Origin of the sequence: Carnobacterium sp. TMP28 (genome assembly GCF_047553015.1) — a bacterium.
Taxonomy (GTDB): domain Bacteria; phylum Bacillota; class Bacilli; order Lactobacillales; family Carnobacteriaceae; genus Carnobacterium_A.
In genome coordinates this window covers 519352-544393 of the sequence record NZ_CP180212.1, presented here as the reverse complement: position 1 = coordinate 544393, position 25042 = coordinate 519352, and the positions used below count along the sequence as shown (strand labels likewise).

The 25042-nt window shown below is 34.9% G+C and carries 17 protein-coding genes, 1 CRISPR repeat array and 1 other annotated feature (1 of these 19 cut by a window edge); of the genes, 7 read left to right on the top strand and 10 right to left on the bottom strand.

Annotated features, from left to right (window positions below; all coding sequences use genetic code 11):
- Positions 1-10 precede the first annotated feature (10 nt).
- The gene (locus ACMHYH_RS02675; protein WP_414839831.1) at positions 11-289 is read right to left on the bottom strand and encodes a cell division protein ZapA; all 279 of its coding nucleotides are present in this window, start codon (positions 287-289) and stop codon (positions 11-13) included.
- A 213-nt stretch (positions 290-502) separates the two neighbouring features.
- Here ACMHYH_RS02675 and rnhC point away from each other — a divergent pair, with 213 nt between their 5' ends.
- On the top strand, positions 503-1432 hold the full coding sequence (gene rnhC, locus ACMHYH_RS02670; protein WP_414839830.1) for a ribonuclease HIII: 930 nt from the start codon (positions 503-505) through the stop codon (positions 1430-1432).
- Between the two features lie 68 nt (positions 1433-1500).
- Here the strand turns inward: rnhC and ACMHYH_RS02665 are convergent, their stop codons facing one another.
- The 7 genes from ACMHYH_RS02665 to ACMHYH_RS02635 form a co-directional block, all read right to left on the bottom strand.
- Positions 1501-2817, bottom strand: a complete 1317-nt coding sequence (locus ACMHYH_RS02665) for an APC family permease (RefSeq protein ID WP_414839829.1) — start codon at positions 2815-2817, stop codon at positions 1501-1503.
- 147 nt (positions 2818-2964) lie between these two features.
- Positions 2965-5382, bottom strand: coding sequence for a phenylalanine--tRNA ligase subunit beta (pheT, locus tag ACMHYH_RS02660; RefSeq protein WP_414839828.1), 2418 nt, complete (start codon positions 5380-5382; stop codon positions 2965-2967).
- A gap of 4 nt (positions 5383-5386) precedes the next feature.
- Positions 5387-6433 (bottom strand): phenylalanine--tRNA ligase subunit alpha, encoded by a 1047-nt coding sequence (pheS, locus tag ACMHYH_RS02655; protein WP_414839827.1) that lies wholly within the window; start codon positions 6431-6433, stop codon positions 5387-5389.
- A 62-nt stretch (positions 6434-6495) separates the two neighbouring features.
- Positions 6496-6734, bottom strand: a binding site (T-box leader).
- A 65-nt stretch (positions 6735-6799) separates the two neighbouring features.
- A complete protein-coding gene (locus ACMHYH_RS02650) occupies positions 6800-7168 on the bottom strand; it encodes a winged helix-turn-helix transcriptional regulator (protein WP_414839826.1) in 369 nt (122 codons plus the stop codon).
- A gap of 186 nt (positions 7169-7354) precedes the next feature.
- Positions 7355-7867: an HD domain-containing protein gene (locus ACMHYH_RS02645; RefSeq protein WP_414839825.1), complete on the bottom strand. Its 513-nt coding sequence runs from the start codon at positions 7865-7867 to the stop codon at positions 7355-7357.
- Positions 7868-8016: 149 nt separating this feature from the next.
- On the bottom strand, positions 8017-8775 hold the full coding sequence (locus tag ACMHYH_RS02640; protein ID WP_414839824.1) for a TrmH family RNA methyltransferase: 759 nt from the start codon (positions 8773-8775) through the stop codon (positions 8017-8019).
- Between the two features lie 78 nt (positions 8776-8853).
- The gene (locus ACMHYH_RS02635) at positions 8854-10194 is read right to left on the bottom strand and encodes a peptidoglycan DD-metalloendopeptidase family protein (RefSeq protein ID WP_414839823.1); all 1341 of its coding nucleotides are present in this window, start codon (positions 10192-10194) and stop codon (positions 8854-8856) included.
- A 272-nt stretch (positions 10195-10466) separates the two neighbouring features.
- Between ACMHYH_RS02635 and ACMHYH_RS02630 the strand changes: the two genes are divergently transcribed.
- Positions 10467-11738 carry a hypothetical protein gene (locus ACMHYH_RS02630; RefSeq protein ID WP_414839822.1) on the top strand — a complete coding sequence of 424 codons (1272 nt, stop codon included), beginning with the start codon at positions 10467-10469 and terminating at the stop codon, positions 11736-11738.
- Positions 11739-11765: 27 nt separating this feature from the next.
- Positions 11766-11927, top strand: coding sequence for a hypothetical protein (locus ACMHYH_RS02625; protein WP_414839821.1), 162 nt, complete (start codon positions 11766-11768; stop codon positions 11925-11927).
- 94 nt (positions 11928-12021) lie between these two features.
- Here ACMHYH_RS02625 and ACMHYH_RS02620 read toward each other — a convergent pair whose 3' ends face one another.
- Positions 12022-15078, bottom strand: coding sequence for an SbcC/MukB-like Walker B domain-containing protein (locus ACMHYH_RS02620; RefSeq protein WP_414839820.1), 3057 nt, complete (start codon positions 15076-15078; stop codon positions 12022-12024).
- Positions 15075-16208: an exonuclease SbcCD subunit D gene (locus tag ACMHYH_RS02615; protein ID WP_414839819.1), complete on the bottom strand. Its 1134-nt coding sequence runs from the start codon at positions 16206-16208 to the stop codon at positions 15075-15077. Before ACMHYH_RS02615 ends, ACMHYH_RS02620 begins: the two co-directional genes overlap by 4 nt.
- Before the next feature lie 226 nt (positions 16209-16434).
- Between ACMHYH_RS02615 and cas9 the strand changes: the two genes are divergently transcribed.
- The 4 genes from cas9 to ACMHYH_RS02595 all read left to right on the top strand — a co-directional run bounded on the left by cas9 (position 16435) and on the right by ACMHYH_RS02595 (position 22080).
- Positions 16435-19716, top strand: a complete 3282-nt coding sequence (gene cas9, locus ACMHYH_RS02610) for a type II CRISPR RNA-guided endonuclease Cas9 (protein WP_414839818.1) — start codon at positions 16435-16437, stop codon at positions 19714-19716.
- A gap of 189 nt (positions 19717-19905) precedes the next feature.
- Positions 19906-20808 carry a type II CRISPR-associated endonuclease Cas1 gene (gene cas1 / locus ACMHYH_RS02605; protein WP_414839817.1) on the top strand — a complete coding sequence of 301 codons (903 nt, stop codon included), beginning with the start codon at positions 19906-19908 and terminating at the stop codon, positions 20806-20808.
- A gap of 4 nt (positions 20809-20812) precedes the next feature.
- Entirely contained in the window at positions 20813-21121 is a 309-nt protein-coding gene (cas2, locus tag ACMHYH_RS02600) for a CRISPR-associated endonuclease Cas2 (protein ID WP_085560464.1), read from the top strand.
- 53 nt (positions 21122-21174) lie between these two features.
- Positions 21175-22080, top strand: a complete 906-nt coding sequence (locus ACMHYH_RS02595; RefSeq protein ID WP_414839816.1) for a hypothetical protein — start codon at positions 21175-21177, stop codon at positions 22078-22080.
- Between the two features lie 10 nt (positions 22081-22090).
- A CRISPR array of direct repeats spans positions 22091-25042; the repeat unit is 36 nt; unit sequence ATTTTGGTACTCTCGCATCTTTTGGTATAAGGAAAC; it runs 319 nt beyond the window's last position.

The window sequence follows — 25042 nt, the reverse complement described above, 5'->3', positions numbered from 1 at the left end:
ATGTTTCACTTTATTCTTGATTTTCTTTTAGTTTAGCTTCCATTTCACTTATCTTATTCTGAAGTTCTTCTAGTTTAATTTGCATATCAAATTGATCGGAAATAGCATTAACAGCTGCTAAGACAGCACGTCTTTCTGGATCTAAGTCTTTAGATAACGATTCAATTTGACGCATTTGTTCATTAACCGTTTCAGCTACCAATTTTAAATGAGCTTCAGGACGTGCGCCAATAATGGTATATATTTTTCCCGCAATCGTTACTTTGTAACGAATCTTACCGTGAGACATTACGAACCCCTCCCAAAAATCACATTTCCCTTATTTTACCATGAAAGATAAAAGAGTAACACTTCTTTTCTTTAACTTCTCACTTAAGCTCTGTTAGAATAGAATCAGACTAACTACTTATAACGGTTATCTCTCATTAATTAATAAACTAACTCTTTATGCTATACTAATACCCAACCTATTTATTTCCCATTAGAAAGGAAGAACCATTTTATGTCTCAAGAAGTACTAACCGTTTCACCTCAAACCTTACAAGAGATGAAAAAAGACTATGCGGCTTTTTTAAAACCATCTACTCCACCAGGCGGGCTATTCGCTGCTAAAAAAAATACCGTTAATATTACAGCCTATCTTTCAGGAAAAGTTTTGTTTCAAGGCCCTACATCACAACAAGAGGCTGCTATTTGGGCGGATAAAAGCCAGTCCATTGCTCTAAATAAAAAAACTAAAAAAGAAATCAACACACCACTGCCAAAAGGGTTTAGCCAATGGTCTGTTATTGGAAGTGACGAAGTTGGAAACGGCAGTTATTTTGGACCCTTAACCGTCGTCGCTGCCTACGTCGATTCTAGTCAGTTTTCGTTAGTAAAAGAATTAGGTGTAAGAGATTCTAAGGAAATGAAAGATCCTGAAATTATGGTAGTCGCTAAGGATTTGATTGCTTTTCTTCCTCATAGCTTGTTGACTGTAACACCAGAAAAATACAATGCCATTCAACCTACTATGACTCAAGGTAAAATGAAAGCCGTTCTACACAACCAAGCCTTAGGACATCTGTTAACTAAGATTCACCCTGTTGTTCCCGATGGTATATTGATTGATCAGTTTGAATTACCTGCTACTTATTTTAAACACATTGCCGATCAACCTAATCAAATAAAAGAGAGCCTTTATTTCCAGACTAAGGGAGAAAGTCATCATTTAGCTGTTGCGGCTGCTTCTATTATTGCTCGTTACGCTTTTTTGACCAGTTTAGAAACAATGACAAAAGATGCAGGAATGAAGATACCATCTGGCGCCAGTAGTCAGGCTGATTTAGTTGCGGCTAAATTACTTAAACGAGGTGGCTTACCTTTATTAGGAAAGTATGCCAAACTGCACTTTGCTAACACACAAAAAGCGCAAAAAATAGCTGGTCTGTAAATTTTTTTATTAACTACCTTCATAAAAAATAGGCTTCACTTCTTCTTTAAAAGAGTGAAGCCTATTTTTTAGGTGTGTTTATTCTTCGTATACACATAAACAGGTATGCCTGATAACGTTAATAATGTTCCTAATAAAGCATTTTGAGGTTGCACAATAACCGTATTAAAAATAATGTAACAGCCACCAATAATAGCTACCAATGGAATCACTGGATAGAGTGGCACACGATAGGGTCTGAGAATGTCAGGTTTGGTTTTCCTTAAAATCATAACAGCTATAAAGGTTAAGGTAATAAAAATCCAAATAACAAAAATAATCAAATCCGTTAGTTGATTAAACTGGCCTGTTAAAATCATGATAATAGAAATACTTAATATAAATAGCCCACCATTTACTGGAACATTCGTCCGTTTGCTTACTTTACTAAACCATTCACTAAATGGCAACATTTTTTGGCTGGCTAAAACATAAGGGATACGAATACCTGAAATAGCATACCCATTCATTCCACCAAAAACAGAAATTAAAATTCCACTAGTTACCAGTTTTCCACCTAATCCAGCAAATAATTTCGAAGCTACTAGTGCTGCTGGTGTGTCTGTTCCGGCTAATTGTGAACTATCTAAAACAAATAAATAAGCAACATTAATCATTAAATAGATAGCCATAACGATAGAAAGTCCACCAATAATAACTTTTGGCAACATTTTACCTGGATTTTTCATTTCGCCTGCTAACGTCCCAACGTTAATCCAGCCATCATATGCAAATAGTGTAGCCACTAAAGCTGAACCCAATCCTGTAGCAACAGGATGATCTGCAACAGAAAAAGGCAGCAACCGTACGACTCCACCACCAGGATACAGTAATCCAGCTAGGATGATAACGCTAATAGGGATTAACTTTAAAATAGTTGCAGCCGTTTGAATACGACCACTATATTTCGTTCCCATAAAATTAATGAGCATGACGAATATAGCCGTTACAATAGCAATAGAGACAATTCTTTTTTCTGGTAATTCAAATAAACTACTTACTTGTGTCGCAAAAATAATCGCTAATGCTCCAATATTAGCTGGATAATAAACAATCATTTGTGCCCAACCAACTAAAAAACCTAGCCATCTTCCATAAACCCTTTCTAAATAAATCATCATCCCACCAGTTTCAGGATAGATTGTGCCGATTTCGGCAACGGTTAATCCTCCAGCTATTGTAATCAATCCACCGATAAACCAGGCTAATAATCCTAATCCTGGCGCGCCTGCAGCTCCATAGACTGCTGTTGGTTTAAAGAAAATACCCGCTCCTATAACTGTTCCGACAACAACGGTTAAAGCGGTTAACCCTGTAACGTCCTTTTTTAATTGTCCATCTCCCATGTTTCACCTTCTTTTGCATTTTTTAAAAATAGTTTTTTACTAGCTTAACATAGGAACGTTACTCCGGCTATCTTTTTTTAGTTTTTTACACGTAAAAAAGAAGCTCTGCAATTAAGCAAAGCTCTTTTTATTTTAAAGCTAAAACCTTTATCTAATTACTGCATCGAATTGCTCAACTAATGCCTGAACGACTTTTTCAAAGGCTTTTGTCACTTCTTCTTCTACTAATGTCTCTTTTGGATTCAAATAAGATAGCGTATATGCCAATGACTTTTTACCTTCATTAATTTTATCTCCTTGGTATAAATCAAATAAGCGAACCTGCCTTAAGTATTTCCCACCTTTTTCGTGAATCAATTCTATTAGCTGCTGATTTGTAATCCCTTCATCAACTAGTAAGGCGATATCTCTTGTCATACCTGGATATTTTGGAATACCTGCATAAATAGTCGGGTGTTTTTCTCCTTCAATAATTGGATGCATGTTTAATTCAAAGACATACGTTTCTTTTATATCGTATTCTTTCGCTACTAAAGGATGAATTTGACCAATAAAACCTATCGATTGCTCTCCCAAATAAACAGCTGCTGTTCTACCAGGATGCATCCCTTCACGGTCTTTATCTGCAACAACTGTTAAGGGTTCTGTTAAACCATATGTTTCAAATAATCCTTCGACTATTCCTTTTAAATTGAAAAAATCTACTTTTCCAGCTTTTTCTTGCCAACTATTTTCTACTAATGAACCCGTTAAAACTCCTGCGAGATGCTCTTCTTCGATTGGCAATAAACCATCTTTATTCTTATAAAAAACACGCCCAATTTCATATAAAGCTACGTCAGTATTTTTGCGAGCTGTATTGTAGTGAACGTTATCAAGCAATCCGCTAATAAGATTCATTCTTAGCGTGCTGCGATCTTCACTCATTGGAAAATCTAACGTAGTAGCATCACTTTCACGCATAACAAATTGTCTTGCTTTTTCTGTTGTTGTCAGAACGTAACTAATCGCTTGAGATAACCCGGCTCCTTCTAGGTAATGTCTAGTATGACGGACAATTCGTTGCTTATCATCTAGTTTACCTGGAGTAGATTCAATAATTGGCAACGTTGAAGGAAGATTATCGTAGCCATAAATACGAGCAACTTCTTCTAACAAATCTGCCTCAATTGAAATATCCCAACGACGAGGCGGAATAGATACATTAAACAATCCACTATCTTCTGTAACACCAAATCCTAAACGATTAAAAATGGAAAGAACTTCATCCGTTTTTATTTTTGTTCCTAAAGAACGATTTAATTTTTCTAACGTAATAGAAACGAGCACATCTTCGACTTCTATAGTAGAAACAACAGCTGCTCCACTCACTACAGTGCCACCCGCTAAATCTGCTATTAAGGCTGCTGCATGAGCACTGGCAGATAAAATCGTTGCGTGGTTAATGCCTTTTTCATAACGAGAACTACTTTCGCTACGTAAGTTAAGTTCTTTGGCTGTTTTACGAATAGCTACTGGTTCAAATAAAGCTGACTCTAATGCAATAGTCACAGTATCTTCTTGAATTTCTGTTCCTAACCCACCCATAATTCCAGCTAATGCTACTGGCTTCTCACCAGTTGTAATGACAATCATTTTGTTCGTTAATTGACGAGTCTCGCCATCTAGCGTATCCAGTTTCTCACCTTCTGCTGCTCGACGAACAAGAATATCTTTTGATGCTAGTCGATCGTAATCGAATGCATGTAACGGTTGACCATACTCCAACAAAATATAATTTGTGATATCAACGACATTATTTAATGGACGAATGCCTGCATTCATTAATTTTGTTTGCAGCCACATAGGACTCTCAGCAATTTTTACATCTTTGATGATTCGCATACTGTAAAAAGGCGTGTCCTTCTTATCTTCAACAGCTACAGCTATATAATCGGCTATTTTTTCGTTTTCCATTTCAGTTAGTAAAACATCTTCAAAAATCGGTTTTCTATCATAAATAGCTCCTACTTCATGAGCTACACCTCGCATACTTAATGCATCTGCTCTATTAGGCGTAATGGATAAATCTAAAATAGCATCATCCATTGCTAGATAAGAAAAAACGGGTTCTCCAGGAATAGCTTCATCAGGCAATACATAGATTCCATCGGCATATTTCTTCGGAACGACTTTTTCAGAAAAGCCTAATTCAGATAGAGAACAGACCATCCCATTAGATGCTTGCCCGCGCATTTTGCTTTTTTTTATTTTCGTGTTGCCCGTAATTCTTGAACCAGGTAAAGCAACAATAATTTTTTGACCTGTTGCGATATTTGGAGCACCACAAACGATTTGTGATAATTCTTCTTCACCAATATCTACTTGACAGACGTGTAAATGGTCTGAATCAGGATGGTCTTCTACTTTAATAGCATGACCGACAACAATTTTTTTCAAGCCCGTTTCTGGAACGAAAACATCTTCTACTTCAATACCTGTCCGTGACATTTTATCTGCTAAACCTTCAGGTGTGATACCTGTTAAATCTAAATACTCTGATAACCATTGATACGATACATTCATGAGTTTACTCCTTTACCTTAAATTGATTTAGAAAACGGACATCATTTTGATAAAAATGTCTGATGTCATCGATTCCATATTTTAACATGGCTACGCGATCTGGTCCTAGGCCGAAAGCAAATCCACTATACTTAGTAGAATCAATACCCGCCATCTCTAAAACATTGGGATGAACCATACCTGAACCTAAGATTTCAATCCAGCCGGTTTGCTTGCAAACATTGCATCCGGACCCACCACACTTGAAGCAACTTACGTCAACTTCTACAGAAGGTTCAGTAAAAGGGAAATAACTTGGTCTTAATCTGATTTCGCGTTCAGCACCAAATAACTTCTTAGCAAAAACTTCTAGTGTCCCTTTCAAATCAGCCATTGTTATGGCTTCTGAAATAATTAAGCCTTCAATTTGATGGAATTGATGCGAGTGAGTGGCATCATCACTATCTCTTCGGTAGACTTTACCGGGACTAATCATTTTTAGTGGTCCCTTAGAGAAATCGTGCTTATCCATCGTTCTCGCTTGAACGGGTGATGTATGAGTACGCAATAACGTCTCTTTCGTAATATAAAAAGTGTCTTGCATATCACGAGCTGGATGGTGTTTAGGCAAATTCATTCGTTCAAAATTGTATTTGTCTTCTTCAACTTCTGGCCCTTCGATGACTTGATAGCCCATTCCAATAAATAAATCTTCTATCTCTTCCATAATTTGCGTTAATACATGCGATTGTCCAGTTGAAACTTGCTTACCTGGCAAAGTTACGTCAATAGCTTCTCTTGCTAAATCACGGTTGATTTTTTCTAGCTCTAATACTGCTTTTTGACTTTCTAATTGAATAGCTATAGCGTCTCTAACTTCATTAGCTGCTGCACCAATGATGGGACGTTCTTTTGCTGAGACATCTTTCATCCCTCTTAATACTTCTGTGATGGGACCTTTTTTCCCTAAATAAGCAACACGGACTTGGTCAAGCAAAGAAAGACTTTTCGCTTGCGCAATTTTTTCAAGGGCTTCTTCTTTCAAAGCCTCTAATTTTTGTTTTAACTCCATACTGTTCTCCTTTTTTATACTTTATTTTATCTATTTTTAGACACAAAAAAAGCCTCATCCTTAAAAGGGACGAGGCTACATATCGCGGTACCACCCTTGTTTAGATTTAAGACACGCTTAAATCTACACTTCATTTACATAACGGCGTATACCGGATCTTTTTTCATTACCTAACGTAAATTCCAAAGTCAACTACAGAAGTGAATGTTCATTTGGTCCTCTAGACAAATACTTTCAGCCTCAGGTATTTGTTCTCTTTTTTAGATTATACCAAATTACTTTTTTCCATTATCGTTTTTAATTCTCTATTTTATTTTTTCATTCTAAATCAGTTTACCTAAAGGATGCCAGAGAGTCAAGCAGTTCTTAAAAATTAGGATCCTCTTCACAAACCCAAACATCAGCCCAAATCTGTACAGCTTTCATAACATCTTTTAAGTCTTTGCCCTTATTAGTCAAACTATACGCCACACGCATAGTAGCGTTAGGATCAACCGTTCGCAAGACGAGTCCTTCTTGTTCTAGCTCTTTTAATCGTTCTACTAGTACTCGATCACTCACGTTAGGAATTGTGGCTGCAATATGTTTGAATCGTTGAGGTCCTTCTAACAACACATCAATGATTAAACCCATCCATTTTTTCCCCAAGATAGAAAACGTGCGTTCAAACTTAGGACAGATTTCTTTTTGCTTAGAATCACAGTCGTTTTTTTGTTCTACTTCTTTTATTGCCATAGTGTTTCCTCACCTCTTTACCTTATTGTATCATTTTTGGTTATTCATAGTAAGTAAACTAGATTTTTTTTTAGAATTTTTTCTTTTTATTCTAGCTCATTTATACTAGAAAAAAGTTTCCACATCATAAATAGATGAGAAAACTTTTTATTCTACTCATTTAATTCGTTTTTTTATAGTGAAAACTTAAGCTTGAGCTGTTTTTAATCTTGCCCACATGTTTTTCAAGCGATTGTTTACTTTCCCAGATATAGGAACGGCTACTTCTCTCACAGCGCAGTATTTATCTACAAAAGTCACGATGTAACTCTCTTTGTATCTTGGTAGGGCCACTGTCGCTAGCCACATATGTTTAATGATAATATCACATTCTAGTGGATTTAACTCAGTAATTTTTTTAGCATTCTCACAAGCCATACGTGGATGTACGTAAGCGTGAGTTCCTTCATCGAACTTCGTTGTTCTCCAGTCATAGTAAAATAAATCATGCAATAAACCAGCACGTGCAGTCGATCTAGTATCTAAACCATATTTTTTTGCAATACGGTAACTAAGATAAGAGACGCTAATCGAGTGTTCTAGACGTGTTGTAAAGTGATGTTGGGTATAGTTTTTTAATTTTTTTACTTCTTCACGATCAAGTAAGTCTTCAATTAAGGCTACGTATTCTAAATCTTGTTTCCATTTCGGTTCAGACATTCAAAGACTTCCTTTTCTATTCTTAGAGTTTAGAAATTTCTTTCTAGTAAACCATATGATACACTTTTTTTATTTGAATGAGAAGCTTTATAGACTAATTTTAGTTAGTATAACTAAAACTTAATATCTTACGTTCCGCTCTCACTTTTCTATTTTTTTAAAGCAAACATTAAAATACCCGCAGCTACAGCTACATTTAGTGATTCTGCTTGGCCTACAATAGGAATATAAAGATTCTTGGTTGTTTTTTTTAATAATTCTTTGTCCATCCCATTTCCTTCATTGCCCATCACTACAGCAAAAATAGCTTGCGGCGAAATATCTCGATAAGAAACAGCTAACTCATTTAGTTCTGTTCCGTAAACAGGAAAACCTGCATTCTGAAATAAGGTAAACCATGTAGTCAACTCCTCTTGGAAGATAGGGATATGAAAATGGCTTCCTTGCATCGAGCGAATAACTTTATTATTGTATAAATCAACCGTTCCTTTGCCTAAGACAACCCCACCAAAACCCGCTGCATCAGCAGTGCGAATCATCGTTCCGAGATTACCAGGATCTTGAACATTGTCCAAAAATAGATAAGGTTTTTCTAGTATAGGTACGGATGGACTAGTATTTTTTTTGATAACAGCAAAAATCCCTTGAGTTGTTTCAGTTTCACTGAGCTGTTTAGAAATTTCTTTTGAAATAAGAACTTGTTTATCTTCAAGCAGGGATGTCATTGCTAGTTCTTTTGAGTCTTCACTTATCATCACTTCCAAGATAGACGCTTGATTTTTTATTGCTTCATCTATTAAATGAAACCCTTCAATGAGATAAGCTCCTGCTTTTTCACGTCCTTTTTTCGTTTGTAGCTTCTTCCACGATTTTACTCGTTCATTTTTAGCTGATAAAATTGTTTCCACCTTTTTTAGTCCTCCAATTCATTTATTCTTTTATTCTACTAAAAAACCCTCTCTTTTTATAGAGAGGGTTTTATTTTTTTACAAACCTAAGTAAGAAGCTGGATTAACACGACTTCCGTTTAAATAAACTTCGAAATGTAAATGGACGCCTGTTGATGAACCTGTTGTACCCATTATACCTAAGTGTTGTCCTTGAGAAATACTTTGTCCTGGGGCTACTGCTAGACTACCCGAAACCATGTGAGCATACAGTGTTTTCAAGCCATTGCCATGGTTAATAGTCACGTGGTTCCCCCAGCCAGAATCGTAACCTGCAACTTCAACTACTCCACCTTGAGCAGCCACAATCGCTCCATAGCCTCCAAAATCTGTTCCACCATGTAATCTATGTTCTCCAGTGATAGGATGAATGCGGTAACCAAAATGAGACGTTACCACACCGTTACTTGGACGGATGAATCCAGATCCATTACTAGAACCCGCTGGTTTTGTCACTCCAACCGACGGTGCTTGTGGTACTTGTGATGCTTGCATATTGTTAGTTGAAGAAGCTGCTAATCGTTCTTCCTCTTTTTTTGCTGCTTCCCTTGCTGCTGATTGTTTTGCCGCTATTTCTGTTTGGCGCGCTTGTTCCGCTTCAAAAATAAGTGTTTTTTCTCGTTGAAGCTCCTCAGATAAAACGCTTGTTTTCGTAGCAACAATTTTTTGCTCGTTAATAAAGGTATTTTTTTCTGATTCTGTCAAATTGTATTGAACAGCTAATTGAACAATGTGATCATCCATTTCAGCTTTTTGAGCAACTAAGTTATTTTTAGTGACCTCAATACCACTTTTCAACTTTTCTGTCGCTAATTTTTCAGCTTCAGCTTTTTTTTCATTTACTTCTAGTGTTTCTTTGTCATTTTCTTGTGCTGTTACAATTTCTTTATTAGCTGTTACTAGCTGATTCATTATTCCAACACGTCCAATTAAATCAGATAAACTTTCAGCAGCAACGACCATTTCTACCATATTAGATGATCGACCGTCCGTTTGAATAACACGTGCTTGATTTTGAAGCTTTTCTTCTCTTTGTGCAATGAGTTCTTTTAGTGCTTCAATTTCTTTTTGTAACGTATCAATTTTTTCCTTTGATTCTTGCAATTTTTTCTCTTGTTCATGCAATTTGATAACCACTTCATCTATATTCGTTTGTAGTTTTTTAACATCGTTTTCTAATGCGACTTTCTTCAATTCTAAGCTAGTTAATGTCGTTTCTTGGTTTTTTATTTTTGAATCTAATTCAGTTGATTTCAGTTCAAGTTCTTGTTTTAATTTTTCTAAGTTTTGTACACTTTCAGCATTTACCATTGTAGGCATTACAAAAGGACCTGCAAGCAACATCGCTGCAACCAATCCAGTAGTTAATCTTTTTTTCAAAAATGTACCTCCTTTAAATCTATCCAATTATCTTTTCTCGTTCCATCAGTATAGCATTGTTGTGTTAAATAAACGATACCTTTGAAGTAACAAATTACTAGCTAGTATTACAAATAGATTAAATAACAGTCTGATTAAAGTATCTGATTATTATTTTACAAATAAATTAGACCTAGCAATTAGGTATCTTTCGTTATACCATAGGATTGAGGAGCGCAACGATTACTTGGTTACACAATTTAAACGTGCTAGATAAAAAAAGGGGTTATAAAATGAGAAGAAAAAAGAACCAACTCTCTATTGCAATTGTACTTATCGTGTTTGCCATTTTGGGTGGGATAACTCTTTATCGCTATACTATAAACGTAAAAGCTGAAGAGACAAAAAAAGAGATAAATACAGCATTAACTCTTGTGAATAAAAGAGCAAATTTGTTGTATTTAGATGAAAATAACGATCTTTTAAGCGAATCCATAACGAAGGAAAAATTAAAAGAAGCAGAGACTTCTCTTGAAATTGCCTTTACTTTAAAATTAAGTAACGCTCAACAAAAAAATTTAGATACGCAATCAATAAAAATAGCTACTGCTAAACAACAATTTTTTATTCAATCTTCTATACATAATAAATTTAAAGACGAAAAAATTTCAAGTGATGACGTTGAATTTTCTAAAGAAGAAAAAGAATTAGCACTCTTTAAGAATACGCATCCTCTTTTTTTCAAAGAATACACTGATATAATCGAACAGATTAAGTTACAACTTGCTGTAAAACAAGCACTTATACTTTTTTTTGACGATTACGACGATTACAATGAGCGAAAAATAAAAGAAACTATCTCTCGTTCTGAATACGATCAATTTAAAGAAAAACTTGAATCTGTGTCTAGTGAATCTTTCAAGACTAGTTTAACTGACGCATGCGCCGCTATCGAACAAGAACTTGATAGAAAAGAAACGAAAGAAAGAGAAGAGAAAGAAAAAGAGCGCAAAGAAATTGAATTAAAACAAGCGATGGAAACTAAAAAAGAAGAATCTAAAAAAGGAACGAGCAGTAGTGACTCAACTCCTACTTCTAAAGAACCGATTCAAGATAAGGCTGATTCTCAACCGAATACCCCCGAAAGTCCCATTACACCTCCCAAACAAGTTGGAATAGAGGGGATAATCGCACGCTCTTCAACGAGTAACTATACCAATCAAATCGTAGGCGTTGTCGCAAACGGATCAAGTTCTACTGTTTATTTATTTGAAAAGAGCAAAGAGCAATGGCAAACTGTTCTCTCTATGCCAGGACGTGTCGGTTATAACGGTGTAGGAAGTGCCTACGAAGGTTCAGGTCGTACTCCTAAGGGTGCTTACTCACTAGGTTTTGCTTTTGGTACAGGCCCAAATCCCGGGACTAATTTAGCTTATAAACAAATTACTGGTCATTCTTACTGGATTAGTAATCCTGACGATTCGCAATACAATACCTGGCAAGAGCGAACTAGTTCAAGTTCTTTAGACGAGCATATGAGCGATTATCAAGCACAATACAAATAAGGAATCACATTAAATTATAACAATGGTGTGAATGGTGGAAGTGCATTTTTTGTCCATGTAAATGGTACTGGTGCAACAGCTGGATGTATTTCAGTTTCTGAATCCAATATGCTCTATTTGATGCAAAATATCAGAAATGGTGCTCACATTATTAACGTTAACCATGAATCTGAATTAGCAAACTACTGACTTAATCCTTCTTCAATAAAAATAGACTCTTGATACCTATTACGGAATCAGGAGTCTATTTTATTGAAAAAAGTTCGTTATTTGTTCTAGCTCATTACATCTTAACTTCTATTTGACTTCCTTCTGATGTTTTCGTTACATCAATATGAACTGGTATCCGCATCTTTAGTTCTTCAACGTGCGAAATAATCCCGACTAATCGACCTGTTTTATTTAACTCAAACAGCGTTTCGATAGCACTATCTAGTGAATCTGAGTCCAATGTTCCAAAGCCTTCATCAATAAATAACGTATCTACGCTCACTCCACCACTGTGATTTTGAATCACATCACTCAGTCCTAAGGCTAAAGCCAACGATGCTTTAAAACTTTCTCCACCAGAGAGAGTTCTCACACTTCTTGTCTTGCCTGTGTAATTGTCAAATATATCTAAGTCAAGACCTTTCGCTCCTGCTCCTTTTACCTTTTCTTCTCTTTTTAATAGAGAATAACGATTAGTAGTCATTTGAGTAAAACGAAGATTGGCTGCTTCAATAATTTCTTTAAAATAACTAGCCAATACGTAACGTTCAAACGAAATGTAGTCTGTTTCCTTAGATCCATTTGCCAATTCTGACAATTCACTGTATAAACGATATTTTTCTAGCTGTGCTTCTTTAGCTTGGTAGTATTTTTTTATTTCTAAATTAGCTGATTCATGATTATTGGTTATCCCAATCAATTCTTGATACCGTTCATCTCTTTCTTTTAGCTTCGTTTCTTTGATTTTACTTTTTTCTTGGTACTCTTCAATTGAATACTGTTCTTTTATAGCAGCTACTTTTTGTTTTTGCTTCTTATAATTATCTTGGTTGACCCAGACCTTTTTATCGTAATTAGCAATGTCCGTTACCAGCTCTTCTAGTCGCTCATTTTCTACTAAATACTCTTCAAATTGTTCATCATATCCAGTTGTTTCTAATTGCTGTTCAAATGCAGCTAGGGCTACTGCAGCATTTTTTACACTCGCATTAAGTTGTGTGTTAAAGGACTCAATCGTTGTTTTGTATTGTGCCTCCAATTTTTCTAGCTTATTTTTTTCCTCGTAACTTTCTTTATAAGTAAACTCGATTTGCCCAATCTCTGTTGTCAACTGTTCGAGAACGGCTTGTACTTGATCGATATCGCCATAAATTAAGTCGGTCTGTGCTTCTTTCACTTCGTTTTTTAGCTCTTGTATCTGTTTGTTTATATGTTGCTGAGCTGAATGCAATTCTTGTATCATTGAGACTACTTGTTTTTCTTGTTCTTGTCCATCTTCAATTTGTTGCTTAGTGTTTTCTTCTTGCTCAATTAATTGATCTAATCGCTTTTTATCTTTCATATAGTTCACTTTATATTTATCTAGCGTTTGTTGTTCTAGTGCTAACTGCACTTGTTGTTCCGGTGCATTTTCTGAAACCACTTGAAGACTAGCTTCATATTTTTTAATTTGCTCATTCAAATGGGCTAAATCATTTGTTAAAATTGTATATTCCTGATAGCAGTTATCCTTATCGACTTCTATCGCTTCTAATTCTTCTTTAGATAGAGCATCTTTAGATAGCGTTGCTGGTAAGGGATGATCGAGTGAACCACATACAAGGCATGGTGTTTCTTCTCTTAGTTCACTAGCCAATAAACCGGCAATATTTCGATTAAACAATACTTGTTGTTGTTGGTAATTTTGTTGGATAGCGCTGTATTTAGCATCTGCTCGTTTGAATAAACGGACTGTTTCTTCTTTTTGCCCAATCAATTGAATCAACTCATTGTATTGAGCTTGTTTCGCAACCAATTTTGTTTGCTCTTCTTTTACTTTTGTTAATTCGTTTTGTATAAGCGTTACGCCATTTCTAGCTTGACTAATTTCTAAGGCTAGTTGCTTATTTTTTCCGAGTTGTTCTCTATGTTTAACCAGTGATGCCGTTTGTTTTTCACTATCTAGTTGGCCTTGGATCGTTTCTTTTTCCAAGGTATCTATTTTTATTTTTTTTAGTTCAATAGCTTGTATCTGATTCTCTTCTTGTTTTAATTCTATTATTTTTTCTCTTTTTTCTGATAAAGTAGCATACTCCTCTTCTGCTACTACACCCTTTTCTTTATTTTCTCTCAGAGCAAGCACTGTCCCTGTCAACGCTTGTTCAGCTGTCTTTACCTCTGCTTCTAATCGTAACTTTTCTTTAGCTGTCTTTTGTTTTTCTTCTTTATAGCTAACTAATCGTTGTGCTTGTTCATTCTGTTTCACTTTTGTTCGTTTGTTTTCCATCTCGTTTTCTAATGCTACTAACTCAATTTTTTGCTCTTCTAATTGTTCTAATTCTGTTAAGTCTGTGATTCGTTCTTGATTCTGCTGTATGTCTTTTCGGAATCGGTCCATCTCATTCGTGTAAACTTGAATGGTTTCTTTAGAACTATCTATTGATTTATCCAGTTCAATTACTAATTGAGCGATGTCCATTAATGCTATTGCTTCAGCTAACGCATGATTATCTTGTGGAAAAATAAAGCTTACAAACCGCTCCATGACCTTATCACTTTGCTCGACATCTGATTTCAATAATCGAGCTTCTTCTTTTAAACTCATTTGAAACTCGTTCATCCTATTTGTTTGGAAAATAGTACGAAAGATTTTTTCTTTGTCTGCACTATTTGATTCCAGCATTTTTTTAAATTCGCCTTGAGGCAGCATAACAATCTGTTTAAATTGTTCATAAGACAAGGATAGCAAGTCTTTGATTTCTTGATTAGCTATTGGTATTTTGGTAGTCACATTTTTACCATGGATGAATTCAACTTTTGAATCATGCTGTTTTATTTTTCGTGAGCCAGGTCCTTTTTGAGCAGGAGACCGTTTAATGTAGTAGCGTTTTCCAGCTAATTCAAATTCTAGTTCTACGTAACACAGATCGTCATCTGTAGAAAATTGAGACTTAAATGAATCTTTTCCTCGACTTGTTCCACTTGCCTCATCATATAAGGCATAAGCAATTGCATCAAAAATAGTCGTTTTTCCTGCACCTGTTGGGCCACTAACTAAAAAGAGCGTTTTTTGATTAAACTGAGTAAAGTCAATTTCAACTTTCCCTTTATAAGGACCAAAAGCATTTAATGTTAATTTCAGTGGTCTCATTTATTATTGCCTCCTAATTTGTGTAAGATACTTTCAACGATTTCTTTTTGATCAGCTGCTAGCTCTTTTTGTTTGACTTGCTGATAAAATTTACTGAATAAGTCTTCTAGTGGCGTTTCTTTCAAGCTTTTTTGGCTACCTGTTTGATAAACTGGATTGTCATTTTTCTTCGTTACATAGTCTAAGCCCATCGCATTTGGAAATCTTCTTCGTAACTGATTCATAGCATCCATAATAAACGTTTCATCTAGTAACTCAAAAAAAACATAATCGTCTGATTTTTGAGTCATTAAGTTTTCAAATGAGCCCTTAACGACACGCATGTCATGCAAAGGGTTTAAATAAATAGGTTCAATCTCTACGCTTCCTTTTTCCACTGTTACCAGTGAGACTTGTTTCTTTTGTTTGGTTTCTGATTTAGAATACTTTAAAATAGATCCGCTGTAGCGAATTCTATCGTGTTTTACCTTTTGCGGCTTGTGTAAGTGGCCTAATGCAACATAATCGAAGTCTTCAAACATTTCCACATTAACATACTCTGCTGTTCCAATACTTAGTGGCCGCTCTGAATCAGTCGTTTCAAAACTATCCTCAGAAATATTGATGACAAAACCATGAGCGATAATGATATTCGTTTCTTCTTTGTTCATAGTTTCTTTTATTTTATTTATTTGAGCTCTTGTTGCATCTTCTAAATTTTTTATAGAGTCATCTTTTAATAATTCACGAATATACGCATGATCTGCAAACGGTAATAAGTAAAAGTTCGTATCTTGAATCGTCACTTTTCTCGTCTCTTCTTTAACGGTTCCTTCTATATAAAGATTACTTGATTCAAATAAGCTTGCGCCATACTCCACACGCTCGTTGCTATCATGGTTTCCTGCGATAATAAAGACAGGTATGTTTATTTCTTTGATTAATCGGGTTAATACTGTGTTTACCAATGTAACCGCTTCTTTTGGCGGAAGAGCTCGATCATATAAGTCTCCTGCCATAATCAAGACATCTACGTCTAAACTTTTCAATTTTTCAATTAATTGTTCTAAAAAGAATGCTTGATCCTCTAACATAGATACTTCATTTACAATTTTCCCAATATGCCAATCAGCTGTATGTAGTATACGCACTTATCTCGACCCCTTATCTCCATTTTTAATCTAATCATTTAGTGTCTTATCTAGTTAGTTTACCACTTTTTAAGTGCTTTCAAAAGTTCTGTTTTGAATAAAAGATTAGTTACTTTAATGCACTTTATTTTATTCTAAAAAATAGGAGACTTTTGATAAAACGAGCGTTTTCTTTTTAAAAATAATGGTATACTAATAGCATCTTAATAAAATGGGAGGGTTTACAATGGCTAAACTAGTTCTAGGCTTAGACATCGGAGTTTCTAGTGTTGGTTGGGGAATTATCGATGAAGAAACAGGAGAAATTAAAAAAGCTGGTGTTCGCTTATTTGAAGAAGCGAATAGAAATGCTAATGAAGATCGCCGGAGTTTCCGCAGCGCAAGACGGTTAAAAAGAAGAAGAAAGCACCGGTTAGAAAGAACGAAAACATTATTAGTAGAAAACAGCTTCTCTTGCACTTCTATTCAAGACTACAATCCGTATGAAGCAAGACGCAACGCTCTTTATGAACAAGTAACGAAAGAAGAACTAGCCGCTGCACTGTATCATTTAGTTAAACGCCGCGGGACAACATTGGATACACCACAAGAAGATGAAAAAACAAGTGGCAGTGAATTATCTACTAAAGAGCAATTAAAAAAGAATGCAAAAAAATTAGAAAATCGTCACATTTGTGAAATTCAATTAGATAAAATAAAAAATGGTGAAGTCGTACGTGATCACACGAACCGCTTTAAGACAACTGATTATATCAAAGAAGCTCATGCTATTCTAGAAAAACAAGAAGCATTTCATCCTGAAATTACTGATAGCTTCAAAGAGTCGTACTTAGCTTTAGTTAATAGTCGCCGGATGTATTATGATGGCCCAGGTTCTGAAAAATCTCCTACTCCTTATGGACAATATTTTATTGGTGAAGATGGAAAACTTAAACACGAAACGATGATTAATAAAATGCGTGGACGTTGTACCTATTTTCCAGAAGAATTGCGTATCGCTAAGATGTCTTACACGGCTGATTTGTACAATCTGCTAAATGATTTGAATAATTTATGGTATGCGAATGATAAAAAAGAAAAAGTCAGTCTTTTATCAGTAAACGATAAACAGTATCTGATTGAGAAATTCATAAAAAATGGAAAAAAAATTACATTAAATGGGATTGCAAAGTACCTGACTATTCCTGAAGAAGACTTAAAGGGTGCTCGCATTGATTTAAAAACCAATAAACCGATTTTTACAGATTTTATTGGGTTTAAGAAATTAAGGAAATTAGTGGAATCTATTTCTACTGTTCCCGCTGATTTTTTTGATAATCCCGCTGTTTTAGATAATATAGCCGATATTCTAACCGCAGAAAAAAGCTTAACTCGTCGAGAAGAACAGCTAACAGACTTATTTCAATCGACCTATCATGACAGCTTGCCAGAAGTAACGGCTGCTTTAATTAATGATACAACCTTTAAGGAATACCATGCTCTTTCTAAAAAAGCGATACAACTAATCTTGCCTGAGCTATGGGAAACCAATAAAAACCAAATGCAAATTTTTTCAGAACGAGGACTAGGAAAAAGCCGGCTTGAGCAGTTACAAAATGGCACTAAAATCCAATTTGATGATGAAGCTATTCTAAGTACAGTCGCAAAACGAGCTCATCGCGAAGCAATTAAAATCACTAATGCTGTACGAGAACAATACGGCGAACTTGCCTATGTTGTCGTTGAAATGGCTCGCGAAAAAAATAGCGATGAAGAAAGACTGAACTATAGTAATTTCCAAAGGAACCAAGGAAAATTTGAGAAAAAGATTTGTGATCTACTTGAAGTAAAAAATTTAAAAGACTTGTATTTAAATGGCAAGCAACATTTAGCGTTAAAATTATGGGATGCTCAAGATGGGAAATGTGTGTATTCTGGTAAGTCTATCGCCCTTTCTGATATTGTTTATGATTTTACGCGTTTTGAAGTCGACCATATCATTCCACTTTCTTATTCCTTTGATGATAGCCAACAAAATAAAGTACTCGTTTACCATGCAGAAAATCAATTAAAAGGCCAATTAACCCCTTTCCAATATTTCCAAAGTGGCAAAGCGACACGCTCTTTTGTTGAGTTTAAAGCTGATTGTTTGAGTTTATTTAAATCTCGTCGAATTAGCAATAAAAAATTAGGCTACTTATTAGAACAACGAGATGTCCAACACGATGAGGAAGTCCAAAAAGACTTTATTAATCGGAATTTAGTTGACACCCAGTACGCTATGAGAAGTTTTTCTAGCTCGCTTCGTACTTTTTATCGAAATAACGCTATTCCAACAGGTGTCTTATCGATTCGTGGAAGCTTCACTGCTGCATTAAGAAAACGAACAAAAATGCGCAAAGATCGCGATGCAGGTCATTTTCATCATGCTATCGATGCCTTGATCGTTGCCGGTGTTGGTCGAATGCCGTTATTTAAGCAACTGAAACAAACAACTTTTACTATTGAAGGTGTGGCCGTTGATACAGAAACTGGTGAACTAATCAATGCCTCTCAAGTTTTCGACAACAACTCACTTAAATTTGTCAGCTCATTAAGAAATTACCAGGACAAGATTAAGTATTCACATAAAGTTGATCGTAAACCCAATCGGACCATGTCTAATCAAACCATCTACTCTACTCGCGAAAAAGATGATGAAACATACGTTGTCGGGAAAGTAAAAAATATTTATCAGTTGGATAAGAAAGGCTATGAAGCTCTCAAAAAAAGAATCGAAAAAGATTCTGATCTCTTTTTAATGGCCCAACATGATAAGAAAACTTGGGAATTAATCAGAAAAGTCATGGAAGAACATAGTCATGCGGACAATCCTTTCCAAGATTTTTACAAAGAACACGGCTTTATTTTAAAAGACGGAAAAGTACCAGTTAAAAGCTTGAAGTATCTAGATAAAAAATTGGGTATCCATGTGAATATTTCGGATAAATATAAAGATGCTAAAAATGATGTTGTTTTATTAAGTAGAAAAAGTATTCGTGTGGATATTTACATGAATGAAGATGGAAACTACAAATACCTTGGAGTACCTTATAATTGGTTTAGAAAAGTAGATGGAATTTATACTTTAAATTGGATTAAAAAAATCAATGGTATCCATATTGGTGGTATGGATTTATATAACGGGAAAGATGGAAGAGCTGCTTCTTATAAAGAAATAGATTGTAGCTATAATTTCCAATTTAGTTTATATCAAAATGATCTAATTTCATATGATAAACTTGAAACGATTATAGATAAAATAACCAAAGATAAAAATAAGAAAGTTCTTAATTACAAAAAAATATTTAGAGGTGATAATGATCCACGTCAGAATAAATTTGAAATTGATGATGATGATTTCAAATCAAAAGATAGACAAAGGGTCACTATCGGAACTTTAACAAATATTATTAAATATAATGTTGATATTCTTGGTAATAAATATCCAATTGATTTAGAAATATTTAGTCCTTATTTAAAAGAATGATATAAAAGGAAGTTTTTTAAATAAAGGGTTTACAAAATATATAAACCTTGTTATAATAAGGGTGTCTTCGACGGAAGACTTCCTTATACCAAAGGGTCGCGAGGACCTACCAAAATAAGGCTTTATGCCGAAATCGCCCCATTTATGGGGCTTTTTTTGTACATAAATCTGGAAAAAGGAGTGATAAAAATGAGCTGGCGTGTTGTCTATATTGAAAAATCTGATTACTTAAGATTGTATCTTGATAATTTAAAAGTTATTCGAGAAGATACAGAAATTTTGATACCGCTTACTGATATTCATACAATCATTGTCGATAACCAGCAAACCGTTGTAACTGCCCGCTTGCTAAATAAATTAGCAGATTACCATATTCTCTTAATTTTCTGTGATGAAAAACACTTACCCAATATTTATGCTCTTTCTCCTCATAGTCATCATCAGTCTTCTAGAGTTCTGGAAAGGCAAGTTAAGTGGTCTACTGAAATGAAAGGCTTGATGTGGCAAAAAATTATTCAAATAAAAATAGCAAATCAAGCTTCCGTATTAACTCATTTAAGAAAAGATTCTACTTCAATTGAAGCAATGCATCGCTATTCTGATGATGTTAACTTTTCTGATCAAACGAATCGTGAAGGTCATGCTGCTAAACTTTATTTTAAAACGTTGTTTGGAAGTTCCTTTACTAGGGATCGAGACAGCTTTGACGGAATTAACTCTGGTTTAAATTATGGTTATATTGTCCTTCGTTCAACCATTGCTAGAACAATTGTGGCTTCGGGTTTACAACCTTCTTTTGGTATTGGGCATTACAACCAATACAATGCTTTTAATTTAGCTGATGACCTTATTGAACCCTTTCGTCCTGTCATTGATTTATGGATCAGCATTATGTGCCAAGAAGATACTTATTTAGACTTAAAAACCAAACAAAAAATTGTTCACTTAATTAGCAATAACAAACTATTGATTGGCAATCAAAAACAAACTATTCTGAACGCGATTGAAATACTTGTTCACTCTTTTATTAAAGGAATGAATGAGAATAATACCGAACTATTGGTTTACCCTGCCAATGGCATCTCCTTATAGAATTATGCGTTTAGTTTTATTTTTTGATTTGCCAATGAATACAAAAAGTGAGCGACGAACTTATTCAAGATTCAGAAAGTATTTAATTAATAACGGTTTTACAATGGTTCAATTTTCAGTCTACGCAAAAATTTTCCCAAATCGATCAAGTTTAGATAATTATATGATGGGGTTAAGAAATAATCTCCCAAAACATGGTTCTATTCGGGCTATGGCTGTGACTGAAAAACAATACAGCAATATGTTTTTGCTTGTTGGTGATAAGACCCTTACTGAAAAAGCTATCACCGAAGATCCGATGGTGATTTTATGAAGGAATGGCACATTAAAGACTCTGTACGAGTAACTTCATTCTTAGTTGATAAAGTGACTATTTTAAAAGGTGAGCAAAAAGAATGGTGTCAATTAGTTGAATATTTTAGCGATTACTTCAGCTATAAAGGTATACAAATAAACCTTTTTGAAAACCAAACATTGATTCCAAGAAGAGATTTTCTATTCCAAATTCTTTCTCCAAATGATCCAACAAAATTTATTAGTTTAGAGAAAGCTTTAATTCGACAGGAAAAAGAATTTTTGACTAATCTTGAGTTTTCTCCATTTTATAAACAATTAGTTGAAAGCTGGGAGGAATTAATTGAAGAAGTTGATTTTTTAAATACTCAAAAAAAAACAAACGCAACGCACTACACTTTGTTGCCTTTCGATAAAAAATGGATTCAAACTAGCTTAACTTTTTCAAAAAAAAATTCTGCTCAACTATCTCATTATGAAAAGTTAATTCTTCAAATTAATGTATTAGAAGAATCAATAAGTGATAAAAAATTAATTATCTATATACAGTTTCCTGAAGTGATGCTTTCAGATAAGGAATTAGGACATTTTATTTATTACCTTCAACAGTCTCCCAATAGGATTCTCTATTTTATTCAAACAGAAAATCCTTCTCTTTTTCCTACGAATATTGTTTACAAAGAAAAAATAAGAAATAAAACTACTTGTTATGCTGTTAAAGAGCAATTAATCTCAAAAATTCCTTCTAGCTGGTCTGAAGAAACATTTCAAGATGCTTGTAATTGGTACATGGTGCTTGTGGATAAGTACGCGCAAGAAACCGTTCTTTTATCTTTAAAAACTGTGGATAACTTGTCTATTTTTATCTACGTTTACTCACTTTTCATTCTTACAAATACTCCTGTGATAGTTGATCTAGCTGCAGTTACAGCCAATATAAAAAAATATTTTGAAAATCTAATACAAGGTAAGGTATAATGAAATTGGTATTTTGGTACTCTCGCATCTTTTGGTATAAGGAAACTAAAAACAAGTTTAACTATTTCTTTTTTGTATTTTGGTACTCTCGCATCTTTTGGTATAAGGAAACCCAGATGTTAAAACTGGCAAACCTTATCCAATTTTGGTACTCTCGCATCTTTTGGTATAAGGAAACCTTCTCAGTCTGGGGCGGTCCTAAAAGAGGATTTTGGTACTCTCGCATCTTTTGGTATAAGGAAACCGTTAACAAAGGCTAGCTTCTTAGGCCTCAATTTTGGTACTCTCGCATCTTTTGGTATAAGGAAACCGACAAAGCACGTTTGCTACCTCCACCCAATTTTGGTACTCTCGCATCTTTTGGTATAAGGAAACTAGTTTTAAATCCAGCCTTTGAGATTTCTTATTTTGGTACTCTCGCATCTTTTGGTATAAGGAAACACACACAACTAGAACTAGAGGTATTAGACTATTTTGGTACTCTCGCATCTTTTGGTATAAGGAAACTTTCATTTTTTGATAGCCTTCTTCAGCGGTATTTTGGTACTCTCGCATCTTTTGGTATAAGGAAACAAAATCAATCGTCAGCTGATCTAAGTTGATATTTTGGTACTCTCGCATCTTTTGGTATAAGGAAACAGCCTCTCGAGGCAAGCGACGACATGGCCGATTTTGGTACTCTCGCATCTTTTGGTATAAGGAAACGCAAGAAGCGGTTATCGCATCAAAAAATACATTTTGGTACTCTCGCATCTTTTGGTATAAGGAAACCGCTATTCTTGCCTGTTACTTTGATGCGGTATTTTGGTACTCTCGCATCTTTTGGTATAAGGAAACGAATGTTGAGATATAAATGCGACGCAACGGATTTTGGTACTCTCGCATCTTTTGGTATAAGGAAACATTCGTTCAAAAGGTTCAGATGTTTCTGGTATTTTGGTACTCTCGCATCTTTTGGTATAAGGAAACCTGATTACCTGTTACTTCTGAATAGATGTTTATTTTGGTACTCTCGCATCTTTTGGTATAAGGAAACATCACGTTACATTTGACTAACTTAGATAGCATTTTGGTACTCTCGCATCTTTTGGTATAAGGAAACTAGCGTTAGTAGCGTTAATCATTATCGTTCATTTTGGTACTCTCGCATCTTTTGGTATAAGGAAACTTGAGTGGTACTTGTACTCAATTTAAATGCATTTTGGTACTCTCGCATCTTTTGGTATAAGGAAACCAATTTGTAGCTCGTGGTGATGAAGACGAAGATTTTGGTACTCTCGCATCTTTTGGTATAAGGAAACTCATATAACCTGCGAATTTTGCTCTGCCTTATTTTGGTACTCTCGCATCTTTTGGTATAAGGAAACAATGTTCAATTTATCGTGATGCACGATGTCATTTTGGTACTCTCGCATCTTTTGGTATAAGGAAACTAAGGATAGAAAATCTGTTACTCAAACTGGATTTTGGTACTCTCGCATCTTTTGGTATAAGGAAACCGAGTCGTTCTTCTATATATTGTTTTACGTATTTTGGTACTCTCGCATCTTTTGGTATAAGGAAACTTACCGATACAGCGATGTTGCAGAAGGTGATTTTGGTACTCTCGCATCTTTTGGTATAAGGAAACTAATGGCTTGCTATTTATCTAACAACTTACATTTTGGTACTCTCGCATCTTTTGGTATAAGGAAACCAGCATCTTTAGGGTTAATTAGTAATGCAAATTTTGGTACTCTCGCATCTTTTGGTATAAGGAAACTCTTATTAGAACAGCTATTAATCAACCAATATTTTGGTACTCTCGCATCTTTTGGTATAAGGAAACTTGGCAATCTGTAGAAGATGATGATAGAGCATTTTGGTACTCTCGCATCTTTTGGTATAAGGAAACCTTTTTCAGGTTCTTATCTTGTTCCAGGCGATTTTGGTACTCTCGCATCTTTTGGTATAAGGAAACATTATGAAAATATTATATTGATTAGTCATGATTTTGGTACTCTCGCATCTTTTGGTATAAGGAAACACAAGTTTATGTATGATGTTGATGAGCATAATTTTGGTACTCTCGCATCTTTTGGTATAAGGAAACTCAATTCAGGTTCATGCAATAATCAACGGTATTTTGGTACTCTCGCATCTTTTGGTATAAGGAAACATAATATATATAATACTGTTACTATGCTAAATTTTGGTACTCTCGCATCTTTTGGTATAAGGAAACATGTATTGATAGATCGTGAGATACCTTACAATTTTGGTACTCTCGCATCTTTTGGTATAAGGAAACAAGTGTCGTAGAGCCACAAGAAAGGGGCGCATTTTGGTACTCTCGCATCTTTTGGTATAAGGAAACCTTTACGAGTGTAGTTTGCTAATGCTTCTGATTTTGGTACTCTCGCATCTTTTGGTATAAGGAAACCTAAACTAGTTGATGAATTCGTTTCATTCGATTTTGGTACTCTCGCATCTTTTGGTATAAGGAAACCCACTTGCCTACAGCTTCATAGGCCATGAGATTTTGGTACTCTCGCATCTTTTGGTATAAGGAAACTATGAAGAAGTTGATGAGTTCGCAAGTATGGATTTTGGTACTCTCGCATCTTTTGGTATAAGGAAACGCATTGTATTTTTGACATCTAGCAACAGGTATTTTGGTACTCTCGCATCTTTTGGTATAAGGAAACATAGAATTGACTTGTTTGATGCTGCAGTGTATTTTGGTACTCTCGCATCTTTTGGTATAAGGAAACTCATTATTTTCCTAGCCATTTACTAGCCGAATTTTGGTACTCTCGCATCTTTTGGTATAAGGAAACTTAAGTTGCTAACCAGGATGTCGGTCCTTGATTTTGGTACTCTCGCATCTTTTGGTATAAGGAAACTAATGACATCTTGATTCTTATACCCATCGAATTTTGGTACTCTCGCATCTTTTGGTATAAGGAAACCAGTTGTGTTA